We start from the raw sequence: 25785 nt of genomic DNA, 5'->3' as shown, positions 1-25785 counted from the left end.
ATCAATCGTCGAAATCTTCCCAGCCACCCATCTGCTTCCAGCGATTGACGATGCCGCAGAACAGCTCTGCCGTCTTCTCGGTGTCATAGCGAGCCGAGTGAGCCTCGCGACCGTCGAAGTCGATGTCCGCTGCCTGGCACGCCTTGGCCAGTACGGTTTGACCGTAAGCGAGGCCGGCGAGCGTTGCGGTATCGAAACTGGAAAACGGATGGAACGGATTGCGCTTCATGTCCAGCCGCGCAACCGCCGCATTCAGGAAGCCCAGGTCGAAGCTGCTGTTATGCCCGACCAGGATCGCCCGTTTGCAACCATTGGCCTTGAGGGCCTTGCGCACGCCGCGGAAGATATCGTTCAGGGCAGACTCTTCACTCACGGCCATGCGCAGCGGGTGATCGAGCTTGATCCCGGTGAATTCCAGGGCAGCCGCTTCGATGTTCGCGCCTTCGAACGGCTCGACACGGAAGAAGTAGGTGTGATCCGGATAAACGAAACCCTTTTCATCCATGGCGATGGTGGTCGCAGCGATTTCCAGCAGGGCGTCGGTGGCCGAGTTGAAGCCACCGGTTTCTACGTCGACGACAACCGGCAGGTAACCACGGAACCTGGCAGCCATTGGATGACGAGGACCGCCTCCGCCGCCATTGCCTTCCAGTTCGTCGTCGAAATGGTCTTCACTCACGCGTGTTCCTCCAGCAGGCGCCAGCGCAGTTTTTCACCGGCGCGCAGCGGGATAACGGTCAGCTCGCCAAATGGCAGGCTGGTCGGGGCGGTCCACTCTTCGCGGACCAGGGTGATGCGATCGGTGTTGGCCGGCAGACCATAGAACCGAGGGCCGTTGAGGCTGGCGAAGGCCTCGAGCTTGTCCAGCGCATTGCGCTGTTCGAAGGCTTCGGCGTACATCTCGATGGCCGCATAGGCGGTGTAGCAACCGGCACAACCGCAAGCAGCTTCCTTGGCGTGCTGGGCATGGGGCGCCGAGTCGGTGCCGAGGAAGAACTTCTCGCTGCCGCTGGTGGCGGCGTCGAGCAGGGCTTCCTGGTGGGTATTGCGCTTGAGGATGGGCAGGCAATAGAAGTGCGGCCGGATCCCGCCCACCAGCATGTGGTTACGGTTGTAAAGCAGGTGGTGAGCCGTGATGGTCGCGCCGACGTTGGCCGAAGCCGAGTTGACGAACTGCACGGCGTCCGTGGTGGTGATGTGTTCGAAGACCACTTTGAGGGTCGGGAAACGTTCGACCACACGGCGCATGTGTTCATCGATGAAGATTTTTTCGCGGTCGAACACGTCGACATCACCACGGGTGACTTCACCGTGAACCAGCAACGGCATCCCGACTTCGGCCATGGCCTCGAGTGCAGGGAAGATCTTGTCGATGCTGGTGACGCCAGAGTCCGAGTTGGTGGTCGCGCCGGCCGGGTACAGCTTGGCGGCGTGAATGAATCCGCTGGCCTTGGCCTCGCGAATTTCTTCAGGCTGGGTGCGGTCGGTCAGGTACAGGACCATCAGTGGCTCGAACAGGCTGCCGGCCGGGCGGGCAGCGAGAATCCGCTGGCGATAGCCGTCGGCTTCGGTCGCGTTGCGCACCGGTGGAACCAGGTTGGGCATGATAATGGCGCGGCCAAAGGTGCGCGCGACATCCGCGACGGTATTGGTCAACACGGCACCATCGCGAAGATGAATATGCCAGTCGTCGGGACGCAGCAGGGTCAGGCGGTCGGACATGAGGGGATTCCAGGCGGGTCAAACTCAAGGGAATGCTACCGGAAAAGACTCTTGCAGGCACTCGCTATCAAGTTTTGCAGGAAGCTTCCGATATCCAACGGGTATGCCGTAAACATGTGTGTGTCGGTCTTTTTGTTGTAGAAGCCAGTGGAGCCTCCCGTGCGCCAGCGTTTTTTAGCCTTGCTCAGTGTGTTTGCCAGCCTTCCCGCGATGGCGCTCACTTTCCAGACCCGTCTGGAGAGCATTGAGTGGACGGTCGAGGGTGACAAGTTCGAATGCCGCCTGACTCAGCCGATTACCGACTTCGGTTCGGGCGAGTTCGTGCGTCGTGCCGGCGAACAGGCGACGTTTCGTCTGAAAGCCTACAACCCGATGATTGGCGGTGGCTCGGCGACGCTGCTGGCCGCTGCCGCGCCGTGGCAACCGGGGCGTGACGATATCAACCTGGGCACGGTGAGAATCGGCAGTGGCAACGTTTTGTTCAACAGCTCACAGGTTCAGGCCGGGCGTCTGATCAGTGGCCTGATGGACGGTCGCAGCCCGGTCGTTCGACATTCCTCGGGGGATGGGCGGGTGTCGGAAGTACGCTTGTTGCCGGTCAGGTTCACCAAAGCGTTTGCGGACTATCAGGGTTGTGTGGCGAAACTGTTGCCACAGAATTTCGAACAGGTGAAGCAATCCGAAATCGGCTTCCCCGGCGGCGGAATCGAACTCGACAGCGCCGCGAAGGCCAGGCTGCAGGTGATGCTGGAGTACATGAAGGCCGATCCGACGGTCAATCACATCGAACTCGACGGTCACTCCGACAACAGTGGCAACCGCCTGACCAACCGCGATCTGTCGCGGCGCCGAGCCCTGGCAGTGCTGGAGTTCTTCAAGGCCAACGGCATCCAGGAGTCGCAAATCACCGTGCGTTTCCATGGCGAACGTTATCCGTTGGCGCCTAATACCAACAACACCAACCGCGCGAAGAACCGTCGAGTAGCGGTGCGCCTGGAGCGTGGAGCACCAGCGGAACAAGTCGCCCCGCAAGCGACGAAAGCGGCCACTACGGCCACTTCCTGACCCGGCTGTAATCGTCGCGCCCTCGACAGAATCTGTCGCTTCGTCGTCATAAGCTGTCGCGCCCCTGTAAATTATTCTGTATGAGCGGTAGACTTCCCCGCTTTCCGTAGAACCCCGTGGAGTGATGGCATGGCGGACGTAAACAAGGTCGTTCTGGCGTATTCCGGCGGCCTGGACACTTCGGTGATCCTCAAGTGGCTGCAGGATACTTATAACTGTGAAGTGGTGACCTTCACCGCTGACCTGGGTCAGGGCGAAGAGGTCGAACCTGCACGCGCCAAGGCTCAGGCCATGGGCGTGAAAGAGATCTACATCGACGACTTGCGCGAAGAGTTCGTGCGCGATTTCGTTTTCCCGATGTTCCGTGCCAACACCGTTTACGAAGGCGAGTACCTGCTGGGTACTTCCATCGCTCGTCCGCTGATCGCCAAGCGCCTGATCGAAATCGCCAACGAAACCGGCGCTGACGCCATTTCCCATGGCGCCACCGGCAAGGGCAACGACCAGGTTCGTTTCGAACTGGGCGCGTACGCCTTGAAACCTGGTGTGAAAGTGATTGCCCCTTGGCGCGAATGGGACCTGCTGTCCCGTGAAAAGCTGATGGATTATGCCGATAAGCACGCGATCCCGATCGAGCGCCACGGCAAGAAGAAGTCCCCGTACTCCATGGATGCCAACCTGCTGCACATCTCCTATGAAGGCGGCGTGCTGGAAGACACCTGGACCGAGCACGAAGAAGACATGTGGCGCTGGACCGTTTCCCCGGAAAACGCTCCAGACAAGGCGCAGTACCTGGAACTGACCTACCGCAACGGCGACATCGTCGCGCTGGACGGCGTCGAAATGACTCCGGCCACCGTGCTGGCGACCCTGAACCGTATCGGTGGCGAACACGGTATCGGCCGTCTCGACATCGTCGAGAACCGCTACGTGGGCATGAAGTCCCGTGGCTGCTACGAAACCCCTGGCGGCACCATCATGCTGCGTGCCCACCGTGCGATCGAATCGATCACCCTGGACCGCGAAGTGGCTCACCTCAAAGACGAGCTGATGCCCAAGTACGCCAGCCTGATCTACACCGGCTACTGGTGGAGCCCAGAGCGTCTGATGCTGCAACAGATGATCGATGCTTCCCAGGTCAACGTGAACGGCGTTGTGCGCCTGAAGCTGTACAAGGGCAATGTGATCGTCACTGGCCGTAAGTCCGACGACTCGCTGTTCGATGCCAACATCGCTACTTTTGAAGAAGATGGCGGCGCGTACAACCAGGCGGATGCTGCGGGCTTCATCAAGCTCAACGCCCTGCGCATGCGCATTGCGGCGAACAAAGGCCGGAAGCTGTTCTGAGACCTTTGAAATCGTGATGGATACCTGACCTCGTCCTCGACGAGGTCAGGTACCTGAAAACGGGGTGTGACGCCAGTTACTACGTTGTCGGGTGTTTTCGTTTCCGCGGATGATTTCCTGTTTTTCTCCTTCTCGATGGTCTGACCTGTACTACACGTTGTTGTTCGCCGGTTGCCCGGCCTGATCAATGACCGACAACCTGTGCGAGTCCAGATTGTAGGCAACATAAAAGGCGGCACAGCGCTTCCTGGTCTGCTTTGAATATTTAAGCGCACTGGCTTTCAGTAAAGTCTCCGAAACGGCACAAGTGACAAACAGAGTCACGTACGCCGTCTTTTCCCGTGGCCTCTGGAGGTTTTCCAGCAGCGCTCCAAACTCGACCTCCTTGCTCATCCAGCGTGCATCAACGATGTACAGGTCTTTTATAAGCTCCGGTAACTGAAGCTGATGCTGAACAGAGACAGTGGTTTGCAGACCAATCTCGGTTGGCGGGTCCTGTGCGCCGCAGGGCGTCCGAGTTGACTGCGGGTCATTCATTGATGTTTCCAGTGCGGGATTTTCAGACGACTTCCCGGCCGCTTTTTTTTCCGGCCGCCCAGCATCATCCATGACCTTCATGAAGTGTTTTCCCTTTTCAAAGTCGGAGGGCGCATAAAGGGATTTGTAGTTGAAGTTGAGTGTCGCGAAAAAAAGCAAAAGTAAATAAAACGGAAAGCTGATCAGAAACCAGACGTAGAGTTCTCTTTCCTCTTGGTCGAGGAAAGGTAGAGAAACAGCTGCCGAAGTTTCAGAGAGTGCTGCGAATATCGCGATAATTGTCATTGGGTTGGTGATTCGTTTTTTTATCATGTTCTGTACTCATGCCGGGTTGTCTTTTCTCGAATGGTTTATGAGGTTGGTTTGATGTGGTAATTATTGTAGTGTTTTTTATTGCTTGTTGGTTTTGATAAGCGTTTTTATTCGTTTGTTGTATTGCTCTTCGTTTTTTGGAATGTTAGTGGTGTTTTAATGATTGCTCAAAAAATATTATTTGCTGTAAGAGTAATTGGATGCTTGGTGTGTGATATGTCTGGTGTGAGTGTTTAGTGCGTAAATATCAGTTACGTTTTAACAGAGGGGTAGAGGCTTATGTTTGTCAGGGCGCTACCGCTCAGGCTGACTCTCGGAAAATTTTGGTCGTAAATCGATAGAGGTGACGGCTGGAAAGTGCGACACACTGACGCTGATACAGTTTTCAATTCATTCCGTTCGAGGGATTTTTGTAGGAGGAATCCGTGTTGTTTGTAGGGGATGTCTCTTGGTGTGGGTGGCTGGGAGGGGCGACATGCCATGGGTGAAACGACTAGGCTATTGTGCGGGCTCTAAAAATTCGAACAGCGAAAATTGGACTTGCCCATGAATAAAGTGCTGATCGTGGATGATCACCCCGTCATTCGTCTTGCGGTACGTATGCTAATGGAGCGTCATGGCTACGAAGTTATTGCAGAAACCGATAATGGTGTGGACGCACTGCAACTAGCCCGTGAACTTATGCCGGATATTGTCATTCTGGATATCGGGATTCCGAAGCTGGACGGGTTGGAAGTCATCGCGCGTTTGTCTTCGACCTCAATGCCTATGAAAGTGCTGATTTTGACTTCCCAGGCGCCGGGGCATTTTTCCATGCGTTGCATGCAATCCGGTGCAGCCGGTTATGTCTGCAAACAACAAGACCTGACGGAGTTGCTCAGTGCAATAAAGGCGGTGTTGTCAGGCTACAGTTACTTTCCTAACCAAGCCTTGCATACCGTGCGTTGCAGTTTGGGAAATGCCAGTGAGGCTGATATGGTTGATCGCTTGTCAGGACGGGAAATGATGGTCTTGCAACAGTTGGCCCGAGGAAAGACCAATAAAGAGATTGCCGATGGAATGTTTCTCAGCAATAAGACAGTCAGTACTTACAAGACCCGCCTGTTGCTCAAACTGAATGCGCGGTCTCTGGTCGATCTGATCGAGCTGGCACAACGCAATGGTCTGGTGTGATGACGTAACTGTGCGACAAGGGGCGTCTACCGGAGTATGGCACTTAGAAAAAAAGCCTCCGTTTCGGGAGGCTTTCAGGTGTCATAAGTCAAAATCGTAATCGGCCAATTGCTTTTGCAGTCGGCGCTCCTCCAGCAGGTTGTCGATGGTGCGGCGTTTGCTCAGATTAGTTTTCGCTACTTCAACCACCGGCTCAGCGTCATCGGTTTCGGCGGTGGTGAAGTCGTCTTCTACGTCCAATTGCTCTTTGCCAGTACTCATTTAGTTACTCCAGGCTAAGAAGGCCTTTGGCGCTCCTTATATCGACAATCTCCCGGCGGGTAAAAAAGATTTTTTCAATCGATAATTCAATAAACCTAATAGCGCCTCAATCGTCGGAGGTTTTGTGCTTGTATTCGCACAAGTCCTCGATCCGGCAGCTCCCGCATCGGGGCTTGCGGGCCAGGCAAACATAGCGGCCGTGAAGGATCAGCCAGTGATGGGAGTCGAGCAGGTATTCCTTGGGCACGAATTTCATCAGTTTTTTTTCGACTTCCACCACATTCTTGCCGGGAGCAATGCCCGTCCGGTTGCTGACCCTGAAAATATGCGTGTCGACGGCCATAGTCAGCTGGCGGAATGCCGTATTGAGTACCACATTGGCGGTCTTGCGGCCGACGCCGGGCAGTGCTTCCAGCTCTTCGCGGGTTTGTGGCACTTCACCGGCGTGACGCTCGACCAGCAAGCGGCAGGTTTCGATCACGTTTTTCGCTTTGCTGTTGTACAGGCCGATGGTCTTGATGTACTCCGACAGCCCTTCGACACCCAGGGCATGGATCGCTGCCGGGGTATTGGCGACCGGGAACAGCCTGGCTGTGGCCTTGTTGACGCCGACATCGGTCGACTGCGCCGAGAGAATCACGGCAATCAGCAATTCGAACGCTGAGGAATAGGCCAACTCGGTCTTTGGTTCCGGGTTGTCCTCGTGCAGTCTGCGGAAAATTTCCAGACGTTTTGCGGCATTCATGGGCGGTGCGTTTCCTCGAAGGCAATCAATGTGTAGGTGTGGGGCGCCAAGCCTGCCAGGCGGCGATCAGCAGTCCGAGCAGTATGAACCCGCCAGGGACCAATGTGGCCAGGCGCAGACCGCCATCAGCCACCAACACCCAGCCTTGCCAGTCAGTTGGCGTTGCGCCGATCGGCCACGATAGATGGTTTCCAAGTGTTCCGTTGCCGATGAGTTCGCGCAGCAGGCCCAGCGCAATCATCAGCGTGGCAAACAGGCCATTGAGTCGCAGGCGTTGGCGCCAACCGTTCTGAAAGAACCCGGTGTGTTCCAGTACGACGCATTGCAAGGCGATCAGGGCGCCATAAAACCCCAGATGCTGCTGCCATTGCAGCGACCAGGCTTGTGCCATGAGTTCCGCGCAACTGGTGAGCGTGGCCGCCAACAGGATGCTGGCCAGCAAACGGGTCGCCGGGACCAGTCGGGTTCGCAGGGCGCCCATGGCCAGACCGAACAACTGGGTCACCACCATGAACATCAGGCACAGGCCAAGTGCAGCCATCAGCGAGTGGGTGGCGCCGATCAGCGGCGTCAGCATCAAGGCGTTGCGCAGAGTCGATGAGTTATCCATGGGCAGGGATTCCGAGCAGTTGTTGCCGGTGTTCATCGAAGTAGCGCAAGGCATCGTGGACGGCATTGATCACCGCTCTTGAGGTGATGGTTGCGCCTGCGATCTGATCGAACTGCCCCTGATCCTTTTTCAGCGCCCAGCCGCCGTCAACGGGTTCTGTTCGAGACTTGCCGGAAAAAACCTGGAGCCAGGTATTGGGCCAGTCGGCGATCCGAGCCCCCAGTCCAGGTGTTTCCGACTGTTTGAGGGTTTTGACGCCCAGCAACCTGCCATTGGCGTCGACAGCGATCAACAGGTCGATGGTACCGGCGTAGCCAAGGGTTTGACTGCGCAGCAACACCGCGATGGGTTGATCGGCCCGGGTCGCCAGATAACCACCCAGCAAGGTGCTGTTGGCCAGTGCGGTTGCTTCAATCTTTATGGGGTGTTCGAGTGGTTGATTGTCGTAGCTGTCCGGCGCGATCAGGTCCAGCAGATTACGGCTGTCGATCAGGCGCTGTTCGGCTGCAATGCGTGGCGCGCTGCCGAGCTGCACGAAGTACGTTATGCCAAGGCCGATCACGGCCAAAAGCACCAGAAGCGCGATGCTTGATGTCCGGCTCATGGCGCCTCCGGCTGTTGCCTGGCCGCCACGAACCGCTCCAGCGCTGGTACGCACAGGTTCATCAACAGCACGGCGAAGGCGATGCCGTCCGGATAGCCACCCCAGGTACGAATCAGATAAGTCAGGAGCCCGACGCCAGCGCCGAATAGCAGGCGCGCGCCAGGGCTTCTGGCGCCGGACACCGGTTCGGTGATGATGAAGAACGCCCCCAGCATGGTCGCGCCGGTCAGCAGATGAAACAGCGGTGAGCCATGGGAGTCGGAGCCCGAACCGTTCCAGCACAGCAGGCTGATGATGAACAGACTGGCCAGCATGCCGACCGGTGCATGCCAGCTGATCACCCTTCGTTGCAGGAGAAACATTCCACCCGCCACAAAGGCCAGATTCAGCCATTCCACCCCTCGGCCGCCAAAGTGGCCGAATGCCGGGTTGCCGGCAAACAGTTCATCCATGGTCAGGCTTTTGTTGATCCGCAGACTGTCCAGTGCCGTGGCCTGTACCCATGCATCCGGCGCATAGCCGACACCGAACACTTGCTGCAAGCCGCTCAGTAGATCCATGCCATGGGAGGATGGCCAATGGGTCATTGATTGGGGAAAGGTCACCAGCACCAGAGCAAAGCCGAGCATCGCCGGGTTGAAGGGATTCGAGCCGACACCGCCATACAAGTGCTTGCCAAACACCATCGCAAAAGTGGCAGCACTGAGGGTCAGCCACCATGGGCAGTAAGGCGGGAGCGCCAGAGCGAGCAACGTGGCACTGACCAACGCGCTGCAGTCACTCAAGGTTGGCCCCGGCGGTCGCTTGCGCAAATGCACGACGGCGGCCTCGACGGCCAACGCGGCAGCGGCCGCCAGAACCAGATTGATCAACACGCCCCAGCCATACAGCCAGAACGCCGCCAGCATTCCCGGCAGCGTGGCCAACAGCACCAGTTTCATCGCCTGTTGCAGGCGATCATCAACTGCGTCAGGGGCTGGCATGGGCGTCCACCAGGCGTTCGGCTTCACCGAGTGCGCGCTCCAGGGCTTCGATTTGCTCCGCCGGTGCTTCGTTGGCCTGAGCCTTCTTGAGTTCGGCGCGGCGCATGGCCACCTGGATCTTGGCCCGTTTCAGATCGGCATCATTTGACGGCGCAGCAATTGCGACTTTCTGCGCTGGAGCGGGTGGGGTGGCGCTTTCCAGTTGCGCCAGGCTTTGTTCGGCGGCTTCGAACTGTTGTTGCAGGACAATCAACTGCGATTGCTGCTCGAAGGTCGGCGGATGCCCAAAGGCCTTCAGCGATTTGTGCAACTGCGCCCGACTCATCGCCACATCGATCTTGGCCTTTTTCAGCGCGGCATCGGCATTGGCGGTTTTCTGTGCGCGGACGCGCTCGAGGGCCGCCTGCACCGGGTCGGCTGTCGTCTCGGCAGGTTGCGCGGCACGCTGCCTTGCCTGTCGCTCGACGATTTTCTGTTGCTCCTCACGCTGCAAGCGGGCATTGCGCTGTTCGAAGCGGCGCCGTGCGTGATCGCGCTTGAGGGTGCGGGCCTGCCGCGCCTGTGGTGTGAGGGCCAGCCCCCCGACAACGGGCAGTACCGTGTTCGGCGGCAGGGGGCGCATTTCGATGCAGTCCACCGGGCACGGTGCCACGCAGAGGTCGCAACCGGTGCACTCATCGATGATCACCGTATGCATCAGTTTGGCCGCGCCGACGATGGCATCGACCGGGCAGGCCTGAATGCACTTGGTGCAACCAATGCACTCGGCCTCGCGGATATAGGCGATCTGCGCAGGTGCCGAGCCACGGCTGACATCAAGCTCCAGCACCGGCACCTTCAGCAGTTCGGCCAGGGCATTAATGGTTTCGTTGCCGCCTGGCGGACACTTGTTGATCGGCTCGCCATTGGCGATGCCTTCGGCGTACGGCTTGCACCCGGGGTGGCCGCACTTGCCGCATTGGGTTTGCGGCAAGAGTGCGTCGATGAGTTGAATCAGACTCATGTTTTGATCAGTCCGCTGAATCCGAGAAAGGCCACTGCGATCAGGCCGGCGCCGATCAGGTCGATCGGCAAGCCGCGAAAGGGCAGGGGAACATCGTTGTCGGCCGTGCGTTCACGTAAATCAGTGAACAGGCTCAGCACCAGCCAGAAGCCCAGCCCTGCACCGAGGCTCAAGGCTGTGGCGTGAAAAAATCCCTTGTCTTCCTGTGCATTGAGCAAGGCCACGCCGAGCACGCCGGCATTGCCCAGCAGCAACGGCCAGAGGCCCTCGAACGGCAGTGTCGAAAACACTCGAGCCAACAACTTCAGCAGCGGGCTGATCAGCAGCACGCTCAATGGCAGAAACACAAACAGACGCAGCGCTGTCAATTGCAGTGGCACCAGCAGCCATTGATAGAGCGCGTAGCCAAGCATGCCCACGCCCAGCATCAGGCAGGTCGTCGCAATGCCCAAGGCATGGACCTGACGGCGCTGACCGGCCAACAGCGGATCGACGGCCAACGGCCAGTGCAACACGAGGTTGTTGATCAGGGCGGTGCTGATAAGCGTAAGCAAGATCTCGGTCATTGTTCGTGCCGGCAAGAACAGGGCTTTTTTAGCGCAGTTGTCTAAAAAGAGTAGGCATTATCCGGCAAGGCGGGAGGGTGGGCCAGACATGAAAATCCCACAGCCGCGCCAGGCACGACTGTGGGATCGATTTGCCGCAGACCTTACTTGATGCGCTGGCCCGGCTTGGCGCCGCTGTCAGGGCTGAGCAGGTAGATTTCTTCACCGCCAGGGCCGGCCGCCATCACCATGCCTTCGGAGATGCCGAACTTCATTTTCCGTGGCTTGAGGTTGGCAATCATCATGGTCAGTCGACCATCGAGCTTGGACGGGTCCGGGTAAGCGCTCTTGATCCCGGAGAACACGTTGCGTTGCTCGTCACCGATGTCGAGGGTCAGGCGCAGCAGCTTGTCGGCGCCTTCCACGTGTTCGGCTTTTACGATCAGGGCGACACGCAGGTCGACGGCGGCGAAGGTGTCGAACTCGATTTCCGGCGACAGCGGATCCTTGGCCAGTTCACCATTGCCGGCAGGTGCGGCTGCGCCGGTGTCGGTCTGGCTGGCGGTCAGGTCTTCCTTCGAAGCGTCGGTCATGGCTTGCACCTTGACCGGGTCGATTCGGGTCATCAACGGCTTGAACTCGTTCAACTGATGGTTGCTGAGCAAGGTCGCGTGGTCGTTCCAGGTCAGCGGCGCGACGTTCAGGAACGCCTCGGCGTCGGCGGCCAGCAACGGCAGCACAGGCTTGAGGAAGATCACCAGTTGGCGGAACAGGTTGACGCCCGTGGCGCAGATGGCCTGGACTTCATCCTGTTTGCCTTCCTGTTTGTTCAGCGACCACGGCGCCTTGTCGGCGATCCAGGCGTTGGCGCGATCGGCTAGGCCCATGATCTCGCGCATGGCGCGGGCGAAGTCGCGGGCTTCATAGGCGTCGGCGATGCTTGGCGCGGCGGCCAGGAAGGCTTCGGTCAGTTCAGGCGCGGCGTTGGTGTCGACCATCACACCGGCATTGCCCTTGTTGATGAAACCGGCACAACGGCTGGCGATGTTGACGACCTTGCCCACCAGGTCGGAGTTGACCTTCTGCACGAAGTCTTCGAGGTTCAGGTCGAGGTCATCAACGCCACGGCCCAGCTTGGCCGCGTAGTAATAGCGCAGGTATTCCGGCGACAGGTGGTCCAGGTAGGTCCGGGCCTTGATGAAGGTGCCGCGGGACTTGGACATCTTCTGGCCATTGACGGTCAGGTAGCCGTGCACGTTGATCCCGGTCGGCTTGCGGTAGCCCGCGCCTTCGAGCATGGCAGGCCAGAACAGGGCGTGGAAGTTGACGATGTCCTTGCCGATGAAGTGGTACAGCTCGGCAGTGGAGTCCTTGCCCCAGAACGCGTCGAAATCCAGCTCCGGCGTGCGGTTGCACAGGTTCTTGAAGCTGGCCATGTAGCCGATCGGCGCATCCAGCCACACGTAGAAGTATTTGCCCGGCTCGTCGGGGATTTCAAAACCGAAATACGGTGCATCGCGGGAGATGTCCCACTGTTGCAGGCCGGCATCCAGCCATTCGGCGATCTTGTTGGCCACGGCATCCTGCAGGGTGCCGCTGCGGGTCCAGGTCTGCAGCATTTGCTGGAAGTCTGGCAGTTTGAAGAAGAAGTGCTGGGAATCCTTGAGCACCGGGGTGGCGCCGGAGATCGCCGACTTCGGATCCTTCAGGTCGGTCGGAGCGTAGGTCGCGCCGCATTTTTCGCAGTTGTCACCGTACTGGTCTTCAGTGCCGCATTTCGGGCAGGTGCCCTTGATGAAGCGGTCGGCCAGGAACATTTTCTTTTCCGGGTCGAAATACTGGGTGATCGAGCGCGTGGCGATGTGCCCGGCGTCGCGCAGCTTCAGGTAGATCTGGCTCGACAGCTCACGGTTTTCTTCGGCGTGAGTGGAGTGGAAGTTGTCGAAGTCCACCAGGAACTCGGCAAAGTCGGCGCTGTGTTCAGCCTGGACATTGGCGATCAGTTGTTCCGGGGTGATGCCTTCCTTTTCCGCGCGCAGCATGATCGCCGAACCGTGGGCGTCGTCGGCGCAGACATAAATGCATTGATTGCCGCGGTGCTTCTGGAAGCGCACCCACATATCGGTCTGGATGTATTCCAGCATATGGCCAAGGTGGATCGAACCATTGGCATAGGGCAGGGCGCTGGTGACGAGGATCTTGCGTGGCTCGGACATGGGGCTCGGCTACTTGATGAAACGGAGGTCGGCCACTATAAAGCGCCGGCGCATATTTTTCACCCTGTGAGCCTGTTTCCGGATGCATAGCTGGTGAAACCTGTGGCGAGGGGATGCGTTCACAACAAATGATCTACAAGCATGCCGCCTCGGGCGCGGAACAGGTACGATACCCACTATCTTTTCCAGTCCTGTTTTCGGAGTTGCCCATGAGCGCCGTCAATCGCGCAGCGGTGGAAGCCGTCCTTCGCCAATACACCGACCCTTACCTGAACCAGGACCCGGTCAGCGCCGGGTGCGTGCGCAACATCGAGATCCAGGGTGACCGCGTCAGCGTTCAGCTTGAACTGGGTTACGCCGCCGGTCTGTTCAAGAGTGGCTGGGCGCAGATGCTGGAAATGGCCATTCAGGGGTTGGATGGCGTGGCAAGTGCCAAGGTCGAAATCACCAGCGTGATCGCTGCGCACAAGGCTCAGGCGCAGATTCCGGGCCTGGCGAACGTGAAAAACGTGGTGGCCGTGGCATCCGGCAAGGGCGGCGTGGGCAAATCCACCACGGCGGCCAACTTGGCCCTGGCCCTGGCCCGCGAAGGCGCCAAGGTCGGGATTCTCGATGCGGACATCTACGGTCCGAGCCAGGGCATCATGTTCGGCATCCCCGAGCGTACCCGCCCCGAGGTCAAGGATCAGAAATGGTTCGTTCCGCTCAAGTCCCATGGCGTCGAAGTGATGTCCATGGCGTTCCTCACCGACGACAACACGCCGATGGTCTGGCGTGGTCCGATGGTCTCCGGCGCCTTGCTGCAACTGGTGACCCAAACCGCGTGGGGCGATCTGGACTATCTGGTCATCGACATGCCGCCAGGCACCGGCGATATCCAATTGACCCTGGCGCAGAAAGTCCCGGTGGCCGGTGCGGTCATCGTTACCACCCCGCAGGACCTGGCATTGCTGGACGCGCGCAAGGGCGTGGAAATGTTCCGCAAGGTCAACATTCCGGTGCTGGGCGTGGTGGAAAACATGGCCGTGCACATCTGCTCCAACTGCGGACATGCCGAGCATCTGTTCGGTGAAGGCGGTGGCGTGAAGCTGGCCAACCAGTATGGCGTCGAGCTGCTGGCTTCGCTGCCGTTGTCGATGGTCATCCGCGAACAGGCCGATGGCGGCAAGCCAACGGTGATCGCCGAACCTGACAGCCAGATTGCGATGGTTTACCAGGAATTGGCCCGCCATGTCGGTGCGCGGATCGTGTTGCAGGAAGCTTTGACGCCGGCGATGCCGAATATCAGCGTCAGCGACGATTGATATTCGCCAGATAAACGCTGACCAAATGTGGGAGCGGGTCGGGCTTAGATGCGCAACCCGCCATCCATCTCCAGAATCCGACCGGTGTAATAGTCGTTCTCAAAGATGTAAGCCGCCGAATGGGCGATTTCCTCAGGCCTGCCCATGCGCTTGAGCGGGATCCCTGCAGTCATTTTTTCCAGTGCTTCAGGCTTCATGCCCAAGGTCATTTCGGTTTCGATGAAGCCCGGTGCAATGCCGGCGACGCGAATGCCGTAGCGCGCCAGCTCCTTGGCCCAGGTCACGGTCGCCGCAGCAACACCGGCCTTGGCGGCCGAGTAGTTGGTCTGACCGACGTTGCCGGCGCGGGAAATCGAAGAGATATTGATGATCGCGCCGCTGTTGTTCAGCTCGACCATTTTCGCCGCGACTTCACGGGTGCACAGGAACACGCCGGTCAGGTTGACGTCGATGACCGCCTGCCATTGGGCCAAGCTCATCTTGGTCATTTCGCCATCCTTGACCTTGAGCAACAGGCCGTCGCGCAGGATCCCGGCATTGTTGATCAAGCCATGGATCGCGCCGAAGTCTTCAGCGACCTGGGCAACCATGTGGGTCACTTGCTCTTCGTTGGCCACGTTGCACAGGTAGGCGCGGGCCTCGACACCTTGGGCCTTGCAGGCCGCGACGGCGTCGTCGAGTTTTTCCTGGTTCAGGTCCACCAGCGCGAGTTTCGCGCCCAGGCCTGCGAAATACTCGGCCATGGAGCGGCCTAAACCCTGGCAACCGCCAGTGATAATGATTACTTTGTCAGTGAGTTGCATTCGCATGCCCCGGTAGCAGGTCTGAGTGGTTTCCTTTAGAGAGCCTCTCGATCTGCGCCTGACCTGGCTTGGCTGCACATGAGAACTGCCCCGATGGCTTGCTGGGACTTTCACCAGCAGCTCGTCCGTTTTTCTGACGGATTCTATTTAAGGAGTCATAAATTGAGCGTTGAAGCGGCTAAGCATGCACGAGAATTGCTCCTCAAGGAATACCGTGGGGTGCTCTCGACGCACTCCAAATCAATGCCCGGTTTTCCGTTCGGCTCCGTGGTTCCGTACTGCCTGGACGAGCAGGGCCGGCCGCTGATCCTGATCAGCCGCATCGCCCAGCACACTCATAATTTGCAAAAAGATCCGAAGTGCTCGCTCTTTGTCGGCGAGCGTGGCGCCGAAGATGTCCAGGCCGTTGGTCGACTGACTTACCTGGCTGAGGCGCAGCAGCTCGAAGACGAAGCCGCCATCGAAGCCGCCTCCGAGCGTTACTATCGCTACTTCCCTGAGTCGCAGGGTTATCACAAGGCCCACGATTTCGATTTCTGGGTGCTCAAGCCTGTACGCCACCGTTACATCGGCGGTTTTGGCGCGATTCATTGGGTCAACGAGCTGACCCTGGCCAACCCGTTCGCTGGCAAGGCCGAAGTGAGCATGGTCGAGCACATGAACGCCGATCACGCCAAGGCCATCGCCCATTACGTCGATCTGGCCGGGCTGCCGAAAAACGCGCTGGCGCAAATGGTCGGTATCGATACCGAAGGCATGCACCTGCGTATCGGTCAAAGCCTGTACTGGTTGCCGTTTCAAGTGCCTTGTAATACGCCGACACAAGTCCGCGAAGCCTTGGTTTCTCTGGCTCACGCCGAGCATTGGCCGAAAAATGAAGTGGCCGACGCTTGAATTCACGAAACGGCGACGTCATCTAAGGTGAACTGGCAAGGCATTCTTGCGTTGAGGAACCATTTGATGCGCCCTTTTTTGTTGCTCTTTCTGCTGTTCCCGGTGTTGGAGCTGTTCGTATTCGTCAAGGTGGCAGGGTCCATCGGGTTTTTCCCGGCCCTGCTGCTGATCATTCTCGGCTCGATGTTCGGTGTTTTCGTGCTGCGCGTCGCCGGCCTGGCCACGGCCCTGCGTGCCCGTGAGAGCCTGAACCGCGGCGAGCTGCCGGCCCAGACCATGCTCGAAGGCCTGATGCTGGCATTGGCTGGCGGCCTGTTGATTCTTCCGGGTTTCATCAGCGATGTGATCGGCCTGTTCATGCTGCTGCCGTTCAGTCGTCGTCTGCTGGCCAATAAAATGCGCCAGCGCGCCGAAGAGCAGGCCATGCGTCAGCGAGCGTTCGCCGACGACCTCCAGGCCCGTGGCGGCCCGGCGCCTCGCGAGCCGCTGGGCCGCGAGCCCAACGTGATCGAAGGCGAGTTCGAACACCGCGATACCAAGTAATGCGCACATCGACACGGCACCTTCGGGTGCCGTGTTCGTTTGCGGGGCAGCGAACTGAAAATTTTTCGATCCCCGCCCTTGTAATAAGCTTATGTGCCCTTATGTAACGGTCACCGCAAGGTTTCTGGCGATTACGCCAGACAGACTTCCGCGGTTCGCTTGACGAACCGCAACCGGCACCGCCGGCCTTTGTTAAACCCGCCGGGACTACACCGGCCGATGAAAACCACAATTAGGAGAGATCGACAATGAAGCTTCGTCCTCTGCATGACCGCGTCGTCATCCGTCGCAGCGAAGAAGAAAAGAAAACCGCTGGCGGTATCGTCCTGCCAGGTTCGGCTGCTGAAAAAGCCAACAGCGGCGAAATCCTCGCTGTAGGCACCGGCCGCGTACTGGAAAACGGTGAAGTGCGTGCACTGTCCGTGAAAGTGGGCGACAAGGTTGTGTTCGGTCCTTACTCCGGCAGCAACACTGTGAAAGTCGACGGCGAAGACCTGCTGGTAATGAGCGAGAACGAAATCCTCGCTGTTATCGAAGGCTGATTACCCGTTCATTTTCCGCTACTACAAAGTATTTAAGGAATATCGATCATGGCTGCTAAAGAAGTTCTGTTTGGCGATTCCGCCCGCAAGAAAATGCTCAAAGGCGTCAACGTCCTGGCTGACGCGGTAAAAGCGACCCTGGGCCCGAAAGGCCGTAACGTGATCATCGAGAAGAGCTTCGGCGCTCCGACCATCACCAAGGACGGCGTTTCCGTCGCCAAAGAAATCGAACTCGAAGACCGTTTCGAAAACATGGGCGCGCAGCTGGTCAAAGACGTTGCCTCCCGTGCCAACGATGACGCTGGTGACGGTACTACCACCGCTACCGTTCTGGCTCAGTCGATCGTCAACGAAGGCCTGAAAGCCGTCGCTGCCGGCATGAACCCGATGGATCTGAAGCGCGGCATCGACAAGGCGACCATCGCCATTGTCAAAGAGCTGAAAAACCTGTCCAAGCCATGCGCTGACACCAAGGCCATCGCTCAGGTTGGTACCATCTCCGCCAACTCCGACAACTCCATCGGCGACATCATTGCCGAAGCCATGGAAAAAGTCGGTAAAGAAGGCGTGATCACCGTTGAAGAAGGCACTGGCCTGGAAAACGAACTGTCGGTTGTAGAAGGCATGCAGTTCGACCGTGGCTACCTGTCCCCGTACTTCGTCAACAAGCCGGAAACCATGGTTGCCGAGCTGGACAACCCGCTGGTTCTGCTGGTCGACAAAAAGATCTCGAACATCCGCGAAATGCTGCCAGTGCTGGAAGCCGTTGCCAAAGCCGGCCGTCCACTGCTGATCGTTTCCGAAGACGTTGAAGGCGAAGCCTTGGCGACTCTGGTCGTGAACAACATGCGTGGCATCGTTAAAGTCGCAGCCGTCAAGGCTCCAGGCTTCGGCGACCGCCGCAAGGCCATGTTGCAGGACATCGCCGTTCTGACCGGCGGTACCGTTATCTCCGAAGAGATCGGCCTGAGCCTGGAAGCAGCCACCCTGGAAAACCTGGGCAGCGCCAAGCGCGTGACCATCTCCAAGGAAAACACCATCATCGTTGACGGTGCTGGCGTAGCAGGCGACATCGAGTCCCGCATTGCTCAGATCCGTGCTCAGGTTGCCGAAACTTCCTCGGACTACGACCGTGAAAAACTGCAAGAGCGTCTGGCGAAGCTGTCCGGCGGCGTTGCAGTGATCAAGGTTGGCGCTGGTTCCGAAGTAGAAATGAAAGAGAAGAAAGCCCGCGTTGAAGACGCCCTGCACGCAACCCGTGCAGCCGTTGAAGAAGGCGTGGTACCTGGCGGTGGCGTTGCGCTGATCCGCGCTCTGGAAGCAATCCTCGACCTGAAAGGCGACAACGCCGACCAGGACGTGGGTATCGCCGTTCTGCGTCGTGCCATCGAAGCACCGCTGCGTCAGATCGCTGCCAACAGCGGTGACGAGCCAAGCGTTGTGGTCAACGAAGTCAAGAACGGCAAAGGTAACTTCGGTTACAACGCTGCGACTGGCGAATACGGCGACATGATCGAAATGGGCATCCTGGACCCAACCAAGGTCACCCGTTCCGCGCTGCAAGCTGCATCGTCGATCGGCGGTCTGATCCTGACCACCGAAGCTGCTGTTGCTGATGCACCGAAGAAAGACGGCGGTGCTGGCGGCGGTATGCCAGACATGGGCGGTATGGGCGGCATGGGCGGCATGATGTAAGCCAGCCTTACCCCTGTACGAAAAAACCCCGCCTGCGAAAGCAGGCGGGGTTTTTTATTGCCTTCAATTTGGGGTTGGCTGGAGATCGCGTCGCGCCCATCGCGGGCAAGCCACGCTCCTACAGGATCTGCATCGTCTCTGTGGGAGCGTGGCTTGGTCCGGGCGGCGCTCCGACGAAGGCGTCAGATCAGGCGCTGACAGGTTCTGCAGTGGTCCCGCGTTCAGCCCTCAAAGCCGGTCGATACAGAACGTAGTAGTACGACCCCAAACAAATCAGCCAGCAGAACACCGCCGTCCACACGTTGTGCGAGAAGAAGTGCGCGCCCTGCATCATCCGCCCGATGGAAAACACCGAGCCGAGGGCGAAGGCGAAGACAAACGCTGCGCGAGCCATGCGCGGGCGACGGTCACGCAATACGAAAAACAGGGCAAACAGGGTGAAGCCGGTGGCCGCATGGCCGCCGGGCCAGCAACGACCTGGTTTTTCGGTAGCCGGGCGATGGCTCAACAATTCGCTGTAGGTCTCGTGACCGCCAAATTGCTCAAGGCTCCAAGGACATTGCACCGCGGTCACCGCTTTCATCGGGGTGACAAAGGAAGTCGCCAGACCCAGGGACAGCACCAGGCAACCCAGTTCCCGCTTGAACGGTTTGAGCTTGACCATGAAAAACGAGGCAACGTAGACAATGATCGCGAACACCGAGAAGGCAATGACCACTTGCTTGGCGCGGGTATGCAGGATGTTTTCCAGGAAGTAACTGTGCCGTCCGATGAAGTCACCCGCGACCGGGTCGTAGAACAGCTTGGCAAGGTCCATGTCCAGTGAAGTCAGTTCGAGCAACACCAGAATGATCGCCGCAACGGCGGGAACCCCCAGGCACACCCAGAAGTTGAGCGGGCGCGGGGCAGGGCGGACAGCGGTTGATGACATGGTGGATCCTGAACAAAGGAAAAAGCCCCGGGGCATCAGCCCGGGGCGATTCGGTTAACGTTCGCCGACTTGACCGGCACCCTCCTTGGGCGCCTTCCAGCCAAGCAGCTGTTGCTTGAAGCCATAACTGGCGGTTTGGTAATAGGTGATGGCGCGGGTAATCAGCGGGTCATCGGCGGTCGACCGGGACTCGCGGCTTTCGGTCAGTGCGTCATCGTGACGACGCAATCCCTGGCGTGGGCTCAGAATCGCCAGGTCCTTGCCGTCGAACAACCCCAGGTGCTGGTAGTTGCCGACCACCACCCGTGGCGGCAGCGGGTTATCCTGCAACAGGTTACGGCCAAAGAACGTCGACTCATAATCCAGATTGAGCAAACCGAGCAGCGTCGGTGCCAGATCGATCTGGCTGGCCAGCTGTGCTGTTTCCCGAGCTTCGATCAACTTGGGCGCATAGATGAATAGCGGGATCTGATAGTTGGCGATAGGCAAGTCTTCCTTACCGGCGCTGCCTGCGGTGTGGTCGGCGACAAAGATGAAGATTGTATTGTCAAACCAGGGTTTTTGACGCGCCTGATCGAGAAACTGACCGATGGCGTAGTCGGTGTATTTCACCGCGCCGTCACGACCGTTGCCGGACTTGATGTCGATCCGGTTGTCCGGATAGGTGTAAGGGCGGTGGTTGGACGTCGTCATCAGCTGCAGCAGGAATGGCTGCTGCTTGGCATAGTCGGCATCGGCCAGTTTCAGTGTCTGGTTGTAGAGATCCTCGTCTGCCATGCCCCAGGCATTCTTGAAGTGAATCTCCGACTCCTCGACGCTGCTTTGGTCCACGACGCGGTAACCATTGCCGCTGAAGAATGCATTCATGTTGTCGAAGTAACCGCGGCCGCCGTAGACAAACACACTGTCGTAGCCCACGGCATTGAGTTGCTGACCAAGGCTGGCAAAGCCGCTTTCACGACCCACACGCTTGACGATCGAGCGACCGGGGGTTGGCGGGATCGCCAGGGTAATGGCTTCCAGGCCGCGGTCGGTGCGGGTGCCGGTGGCGTAGAAATTATTGAAATACAGGCTCTGCTTGCGCAAGGCATCAAGGTTGGGGGTCAGGTTACGGTTGTCACCGTTGCTGCCCATGTACTTGGCGCTGAAGCTTTCAATGGTGACCAGCACGATATTGGGTTTGCGCGGTGCGCCCGGGTTATCGATCTGCCGGCGTATGTCCTGCGGGTCTTCACCTACGAAGCGGGCATTGGGTTCTGCCAGTTCGGCGCGAATCTGTTGGGCAACCACGGCCGCCGGCAGTGTGCTGTAGAACTGCGGGTAGTCCAGTTCGTTGTTACGGAACGCGGCGAAGAACTGGTAGGGACCGTTGCTCGCCAGTTCGTTCTGATAGGCGTTGCCGCCCTGGGCGCGCGGGGCATCCTGGCTGAGCAACTGCATGCTCAGGCCGGCGACGATCAACAAACCGAGTGCATTCAGCAAGCGGCCACGTAGCGGCGGCAACGGCGCAGCGAGCGCAGCGTTGAAGGGTTTGCGCAATGCAAGACTCAGGACCACGGCCAGCACGGCGAGAATGCTCAGCAGCGTGCCGATCGGGTATGACTCCAGCAGGTTGTTCAGTACTTCGTCGGAATACACCAGATAGTCGACGGCGATGAAGTTGAAGCGCACGCCGAATTCATCCCAGAACAGCCACTCGGCCACCGAGGTGAACAGCATCGCGAACAGACTGACCGTCAGCAGACCCTGGAGAAACCAGCGGTGGCCACGAGTGCGCCAAAGGGCCGGTGGGCACAGTAATAGGTAGAGCCCCATGGGCAGTGCCGCGTAGGCAATGAAACCCAGGTCGTAGAGCAGGCCGATACTGAAGACGGACAGAAACCCGCTACCGGCCTCATCCAGATGCGTGAGGAGCAGGACGGTTCGAGTCAGAAAAAAAATTGCCAGCCAGGAGCCGGTTACCAGCAGCAAAAAGCGCATGGGTGCCGTCTTCAAATAGTCCATTTTCTATATTCCTTATTATCAATCGCGTGACAGTCTTCACCGCCTGCTGTAGGCAGCGTGTGAATCGATAGTGAAAAACTTGTCAATCATACCTGTTGGTTGAGCGAATTGATCCATGCACAGCCTTCCCCTAGCCGTGAGCCACACTTGGCCTTAAGCTGCGCGGGCCATGACGGCCGTTACTGTGGACGGAGAGATACCCATGCGAATTCTATTGGTTGAAGACAACCGCGATATCCTGGCCAACCTGGCCGATTACCTGGGGCTCAAAGGCTATACCGTGGATTGCGCGCAGGATGGTCTGTCTGGCCTGCATCTGGCGGCCACCGAGCATTACGATTTGATCGTGCTCGATATCATGCTGCCCGGCATCGATGGCTACACCCTGTGCAAACGCCTGCGCGAGGATGCCCGTCGCGAAACGCCGGTGATCATGCTCACGGCCCGTGATCAACTGGATGACCGTCTGCAAGGCTTCAAGTCCGGCGCCGATGACTACCTGATCAAACCGTTCGCCCTGTCTGAACTGGCGGCGCGTATCGAAGCGGTCATGCGCCGAACCCAGGGCGGCGGGCGGCGGACGTTGCAGGTCGGCGACCTGAACTATGACCTCGACACCCTGGAAGTCACTCGCGAAGGCCGGTTGCTGAAACTCAACCCGGTCGGCCTGAAGTTGCTGGCCGTGTTGATGCAGAAAAGTCCTCATGTGCTGCGCCGTGAAATTCTTGAAGAAGCGCTCTGGGGCGACGACTGCCCGGACAGCGACAGCCTGCGCAGCCATGTCCACCAACTGCGCCAGGTGATCGACAAGCCGTTCGCCAAGCCATTGCTGCAAACCGTGCATGGTGTGGGGTATCGCTTGGCCGAGGGCCGTGATGGAGTTTAAGCAGAGCCTTGCTCAACGCATCATCATTGCCTTTGCGCTGATGAGCGCACTGGTGGCGGGTGCCTTTGCCATGGGCATCGTGGCGACCGTGCACCTGGTGGAAGAAAAACTGATTTCGGCAGGTCTGGGTGGCGATTTGCAGCGCCTGTTGCTGATGGATAATGTCACGGACTGGAGCCATCGTCCCGAACCGGACCAATTGTTCTACTTCAGCGGTGGACCGGGCGATTTCCAGCTGCCCAAGGATTTGCGGCACCTGGAACCGGGTTTCCACGAAGTGTTCCGTGAAAACCTGTCGTACCACGCCATGGTCGAAATCGTCGACGGCCGGCGTTATGTGTTATTGCAGGACCAGAGCGACTTCGAAGAGCGTGAACGGGTGCTGTTTGCCGTGGTGCTGGTGGGTTTCGTACTGAGCCTGGCGCTGGCGGTGTTTCTCGGCTGGGTCCTGGCGCGCAAGGTCATGGCGCCGGTGGTGCGGCTGGCCCGCCAGGTACGCCATCGCGATCAACTGCTGGGTTTGGCTCCCCCTTTGGCGCCGGATTATGCCGCCGACGAAGTGGGCGAACTGGCCGTGGCCTTCGACGCCACCCTCGGGCGCTTGCGTCAGGCCCTGACCCGCGAGCGGTTGTTCACCAGCGACGTCAGCCACGAATTGCGTACGCCCCTGATGATCCTGGCCAGTTCCTGCGAACTGTTGCTGGAAAACCCAGGTCTCGATCAGCGCGGTCGAGCCCAGGTCGAGCGCATTGCCAGGGCGTGTGAAGAAATGCGCGAGCTGGTGCAAACCTTCCTGATGCTGGCCCGCGCCCAGCGCGAAGACGCCAGCATGTCGCCGCAGCAGTCCCTGGGCCAGATAGCCGAGGGCCTGCTCGGTCTGTGGCGCGAGCCCATAGAAGAAAAAGGATTGAAGTTGATCTTCGAACCGGGCAACCCTGAGGCCAAGGGCTACAACGCGACATTCCTGCATGCGGTGATGGGTAACTTGCTGCGTAATGCCTTGCATTACACCGAACAGGGCTTCATCCGCTTGACCCTGACGGGTACAGGCTTTCTGGTCGAAGACAGTGGCGTGGGCATTCCCGAGGAAAAACGCGAGGCGATGTTCGAACCCTTCGTTCGGGGCACTGAAAAACGCGGTGAAGGCTTGGGCCTGGGGCTTTCACTGGTGCAGCGGATCTGTGAAAACCAGGGCTGGAGCGTCAGCCTGACGACCATGGAACCCAATGGCTGTCGTTTTCAGGTGGAATTGTCCCGAACTTGATCGGTTGAGTCAGGCGTTCAGCAAACCCTGCCAACTCTGTAAAACCCTGTAATACTTCTTGGTTTCCCATCATAAAATTTTCACAAGTGGATCACCTGTCACCAACACCACGAAACCTAAGGTAGTTGCTATCAGAAGTTCAGGAGACCTGATGATGGACGGTCCGATCAAACTCGATTTTTCGGAAAAATACGACGATCAACACGCCCAACGCTATTTGCGCAAACACCAGGAAGGTCTCGGCCGTCGATTGTCCCATTGGCGTGACGAACAACTGGCACGCAAGGCGCTGTCCCTGGCTGGCGAGCCTGGCCTGGTCCTCGATTTGCCTTGTGGTGCAGGGCGTTTCTGGCCCTTGTTGGCGGAAAAATCCAACCGCGTGATCATCGGTGCCGATAACTCGCAGTCCATGCTGAAAATCGCAACCCAGGCGCAACCTGCCGATGTGGTGAAACGGGTACAACCCTTGCCCACGTCTGCATTCGACATCGCCTTGCCGGACAACTCCGTCGACAGCATTTTTTGCATGCGCTTGCTCCACCACATCGGTGAAGCCGAGCATCGCATGGCTATTTTGCGTGAATTCGAGCGGGTTTCCCGTGACAGCGTGATCATTTCGCTGTGGGTCGATGGCAACTTCAAGGCTTGGAAACGCAAGCGTTCGGAGAAAGCCCGTGGGCAGGTAGGTTACCAAAACCGGTTTGTGTTACCGGCCGCTACCGTAGAAAAGGAATTTGAGCAGGCGGGTTTCCGCATCCAGGAACAACTGGACTTTTTACCGCTCTATGCCATGTGGCGAGTTTACGTATTACGCAAGAGGTAACAGGATGGCAGTGCAGTGTGCAGCAGAAACGGAAGTCGCTCCCCCGGACCGCTTCGATTACTTTTGGAATCAGCGCGGTGAATGGGTAGAAGAACCCAACGTCCGTCGCGGCGGGGAAAGCGGCGTTCAACGCCTGATGGGCAGTGATGGTCAACTGCTCTACGTCAAGCGCCAGACCGGGCATATCCATCGTAGCTGGCAGCACCCATTCGGGCGGCCTACGGTACTGCGCGAGCATGCTGCGCTCATCGGTGTGACCGCGCTTGGCGTACGGGTTCCTGAAATCGTTTTCTGTGGCGCACAGCGCGATCCTGTGCACAAGTGGCGTGCCTTGCTGGTCACCAAGTCATTGGACGGCTACGAGGAAATCGATCGCTGGTACGCCGGTGGCGGTCGAGAGCGTCATGGTGAAGCCATAAACGAACGAGTGCTTAAGGACCTGGCCGAAAACCTGGCTCGCATGCACAAGGGCCGCTGGCAGCACGGTTGCCTTTACGACAAGCACGTATTCGTTCGCGTGACCGGTGAGGGCGAAACGGCCAAGGTCGAGGTTGCCCTGATCGATCTGGAGAAATGTCGACAGCGTTTGACCGCCAATCGCGCAGCTGTCCATGACTTGAAGCAGTTGCGTCGCCACTCGTCGTTCAGCGACGCAGACTGGAAAAAACTCATCTACTTTTATGAGACGGCGTTTGGCAGCGCTATCAAGGATTTATAGCGATGAAACTCGAAATTGCACGAGGTTTGTTTCTGGTAGGAGCCTTGGCAGTTGCATCGATCGCGATGGCAACCTGGGAGCAACCGCGCCCCCAGGTTCTCAGCTCGATAAGCGCAGAAGAACATTGTCCATTACCACGGGTTGCAAAGGCATCCGTGGCCACCCGACCCGATCATGACTTATTGTTGTTCATGTTCGGACTTTCTCAGGGATTGAGGCCGCAAAATTGAACCGATTGAAGCCCAAATGAAAGGC

Annotated in this window: 27 protein-coding genes; 13 read left to right on the top strand and 14 right to left on the bottom strand. The window is 58.4% G+C overall.

The features are described from left to right. Window position 1: 1 nt before the first annotated feature. Window positions 2-679 (bottom strand): ribonuclease T, encoded by a 678-nt coding sequence (gene rnt / locus KGA85_RS11455; protein ID WP_046043606.1) that lies wholly within the window; start codon window positions 677-679, stop codon window positions 2-4. After that, a complete protein-coding gene (pyrC, locus tag KGA85_RS11450) occupies window positions 676-1722 on the bottom strand; it encodes a dihydroorotase (RefSeq protein WP_223459678.1) in 1047 nt (348 codons plus the stop codon). The genes rnt and pyrC overlap by 4 nt, the downstream gene beginning before the upstream one ends. A gap of 159 nt (window positions 1723-1881) precedes the next feature. On the opposite strand from pyrC, the gene KGA85_RS11445 reads away from it, so the two are divergent. Beyond that, window positions 1882-2787 carry a flagellar protein MotY gene (locus tag KGA85_RS11445; protein ID WP_223459676.1) on the top strand — a complete coding sequence of 302 codons (906 nt, stop codon included), beginning with the start codon at window positions 1882-1884 and terminating at the stop codon, window positions 2785-2787. A gap of 129 nt (window positions 2788-2916) precedes the next feature. Continuing rightward, window positions 2917-4134, top strand: coding sequence for an argininosuccinate synthase (locus KGA85_RS11440; protein WP_046043604.1), 1218 nt, complete (start codon window positions 2917-2919; stop codon window positions 4132-4134). Between the two features lie 150 nt (window positions 4135-4284). On the opposite strand, the gene KGA85_RS11435 is transcribed toward KGA85_RS11440, so the two are convergent. Beyond that, window positions 4285-4983 (bottom strand): hypothetical protein, encoded by a 699-nt coding sequence (locus KGA85_RS11435; protein WP_223459674.1) that lies wholly within the window; start codon window positions 4981-4983, stop codon window positions 4285-4287. Window positions 4984-5529: 546 nt separating this feature from the next. Here KGA85_RS11435 and KGA85_RS11430 point away from each other — a divergent pair. Further along, window positions 5530-6156 (top strand): response regulator transcription factor, encoded by a 627-nt coding sequence (locus tag KGA85_RS11430; protein WP_008053528.1) that lies wholly within the window; start codon window positions 5530-5532, stop codon window positions 6154-6156. Between the two features lie 81 nt (window positions 6157-6237). Here KGA85_RS11430 and KGA85_RS11425 read toward each other — a convergent pair whose 3' ends face one another. From KGA85_RS11425 to metG, 8 genes are all read right to left on the bottom strand, one after another. Then, window positions 6238-6417: a PA3496 family putative envelope integrity protein gene (locus KGA85_RS11425; protein WP_007972325.1), complete on the bottom strand. Its 180-nt coding sequence runs from the start codon at window positions 6415-6417 to the stop codon at window positions 6238-6240. A gap of 106 nt (window positions 6418-6523) precedes the next feature. Next, a complete protein-coding gene (nth, locus tag KGA85_RS11420) occupies window positions 6524-7162 on the bottom strand; it encodes an endonuclease III (RefSeq protein WP_095943834.1) in 639 nt (212 codons plus the stop codon). A 25-nt stretch (window positions 7163-7187) separates the two neighbouring features. Beyond that, the gene (locus KGA85_RS11415; protein WP_223459672.1) at window positions 7188-7772 is read right to left on the bottom strand and encodes an Rnf-Nqr domain containing protein; all 585 of its coding nucleotides are present in this window, start codon (window positions 7770-7772) and stop codon (window positions 7188-7190) included. Beyond that, complete coding sequence (locus KGA85_RS11410; RefSeq protein ID WP_223532200.1) at window positions 7765-8376, bottom strand: RnfABCDGE type electron transport complex subunit G; 612 nt, start codon at window positions 8374-8376, stop codon at window positions 7765-7767. The genes KGA85_RS11415 and KGA85_RS11410 overlap by 8 nt, the downstream gene beginning before the upstream one ends. Beyond that, window positions 8373-9359 carry an RnfABCDGE type electron transport complex subunit D gene (locus tag KGA85_RS11405; RefSeq protein WP_223459668.1) on the bottom strand — a complete coding sequence of 329 codons (987 nt, stop codon included), beginning with the start codon at window positions 9357-9359 and terminating at the stop codon, window positions 8373-8375. Before KGA85_RS11405 ends, KGA85_RS11410 begins: the two co-directional genes overlap by 4 nt. Beyond that, the gene (rsxB, locus tag KGA85_RS11400; protein WP_223459666.1) at window positions 9346-10362 is read right to left on the bottom strand and encodes an electron transport complex subunit RsxB; all 1017 of its coding nucleotides are present in this window, start codon (window positions 10360-10362) and stop codon (window positions 9346-9348) included. Before rsxB ends, KGA85_RS11405 begins: the two co-directional genes overlap by 14 nt. Continuing rightward, window positions 10359-10928, bottom strand: coding sequence for an electron transport complex protein RnfA (locus tag KGA85_RS11395; protein ID WP_223459664.1), 570 nt, complete (start codon window positions 10926-10928; stop codon window positions 10359-10361). The genes rsxB and KGA85_RS11395 overlap by 4 nt, the downstream gene beginning before the upstream one ends. A gap of 143 nt (window positions 10929-11071) precedes the next feature. After that, window positions 11072-13123 (bottom strand): methionine--tRNA ligase, encoded by a 2052-nt coding sequence (metG, locus tag KGA85_RS11390; protein WP_223459662.1) that lies wholly within the window; start codon window positions 13121-13123, stop codon window positions 11072-11074. Window positions 13124-13332: 209 nt separating this feature from the next. Between metG and apbC the strand changes: the two genes are divergently transcribed. Then, window positions 13333-14427, top strand: a complete 1095-nt coding sequence (gene apbC / locus KGA85_RS11385) for an iron-sulfur cluster carrier protein ApbC (protein WP_223459660.1) — start codon at window positions 13333-13335, stop codon at window positions 14425-14427. Window positions 14428-14471: 44 nt separating this feature from the next. Here the strand turns inward: apbC and KGA85_RS11380 are convergent, their stop codons facing one another. Next, the gene (locus KGA85_RS11380; protein ID WP_150728303.1) at window positions 14472-15230 is read right to left on the bottom strand and encodes an SDR family oxidoreductase; all 759 of its coding nucleotides are present in this window, start codon (window positions 15228-15230) and stop codon (window positions 14472-14474) included. Between the two features lie 162 nt (window positions 15231-15392). Between KGA85_RS11380 and KGA85_RS11375 the strand changes: the two genes are divergently transcribed. The 4 genes from KGA85_RS11375 to groL all read left to right on the top strand — a co-directional run bounded on the left by KGA85_RS11375 (window position 15393) and on the right by groL (window position 18904). Continuing rightward, window positions 15393-16124, top strand: a complete 732-nt coding sequence (locus KGA85_RS11375; protein ID WP_223459658.1) for a HugZ family protein — start codon at window positions 15393-15395, stop codon at window positions 16122-16124. Window positions 16125-16190: 66 nt separating this feature from the next. Further along, a complete protein-coding gene (locus KGA85_RS11370; RefSeq protein ID WP_218426941.1) occupies window positions 16191-16667 on the top strand; it encodes an FxsA family protein in 477 nt (158 codons plus the stop codon). A gap of 248 nt (window positions 16668-16915) precedes the next feature. Continuing rightward, window positions 16916-17209, top strand: coding sequence for a co-chaperone GroES (locus KGA85_RS11365; protein ID WP_007985847.1), 294 nt, complete (start codon window positions 16916-16918; stop codon window positions 17207-17209). A 48-nt stretch (window positions 17210-17257) separates the two neighbouring features. Beyond that, complete coding sequence (gene groL, locus KGA85_RS11360; protein ID WP_150728305.1) at window positions 17258-18904, top strand: chaperonin GroEL; 1647 nt, start codon at window positions 17258-17260, stop codon at window positions 18902-18904. A gap of 187 nt (window positions 18905-19091) precedes the next feature. On the opposite strand, the gene KGA85_RS11355 is transcribed toward groL, so the two are convergent. Continuing rightward, window positions 19092-19835, bottom strand: a complete 744-nt coding sequence (locus KGA85_RS11355) for a phosphatase PAP2 family protein (protein WP_223459656.1) — start codon at window positions 19833-19835, stop codon at window positions 19092-19094. Between the two features lie 54 nt (window positions 19836-19889). Beyond that, entirely contained in the window at window positions 19890-21839 is a 1950-nt protein-coding gene (locus KGA85_RS11350) for an LTA synthase family protein (RefSeq protein ID WP_223459654.1), read from the bottom strand. A gap of 202 nt (window positions 21840-22041) precedes the next feature. Between KGA85_RS11350 and colR the strand changes: the two genes are divergently transcribed. The 5 genes from colR to KGA85_RS11325 all read left to right on the top strand — a co-directional run bounded on the left by colR (window position 22042) and on the right by KGA85_RS11325 (window position 25760). Continuing rightward, window positions 22042-22725 carry a two-component system response regulator ColR gene (gene colR, locus KGA85_RS11345; RefSeq protein WP_007978572.1) on the top strand — a complete coding sequence of 228 codons (684 nt, stop codon included), beginning with the start codon at window positions 22042-22044 and terminating at the stop codon, window positions 22723-22725. After that, window positions 22715-23989 (top strand): sensor histidine kinase, encoded by a 1275-nt coding sequence (locus KGA85_RS11340; RefSeq protein WP_223459652.1) that lies wholly within the window; start codon window positions 22715-22717, stop codon window positions 23987-23989. Before colR ends, KGA85_RS11340 begins: the two co-directional genes overlap by 11 nt. Window positions 23990-24143: 154 nt before the next feature. Then, window positions 24144-24812 carry a class I SAM-dependent methyltransferase gene (locus KGA85_RS11335; protein ID WP_223459810.1) on the top strand — a complete coding sequence of 223 codons (669 nt, stop codon included), beginning with the start codon at window positions 24144-24146 and terminating at the stop codon, window positions 24810-24812. 4 nt (window positions 24813-24816) lie between these two features. After that, entirely contained in the window at window positions 24817-25530 is a 714-nt protein-coding gene (locus tag KGA85_RS11330) for a lipopolysaccharide kinase InaA family protein (protein ID WP_223459650.1), read from the top strand. A gap of 2 nt (window positions 25531-25532) precedes the next feature. After that, window positions 25533-25760, top strand: coding sequence for a hypothetical protein (locus KGA85_RS11325; RefSeq protein ID WP_223459649.1), 228 nt, complete (start codon window positions 25533-25535; stop codon window positions 25758-25760). Window positions 25761-25785 lie beyond the last annotated feature (25 nt).

The sequence above is a fragment of the Pseudomonas sp. GL-B-12 genome, assembly GCF_019955895.1.
GTDB lineage: Bacteria > Pseudomonadota > Gammaproteobacteria > Pseudomonadales > Pseudomonadaceae > Aquipseudomonas.
Note: the sequence above shows the minus strand (reverse complement) of the source record. Positions and strands in the feature narration are given on the sequence as shown.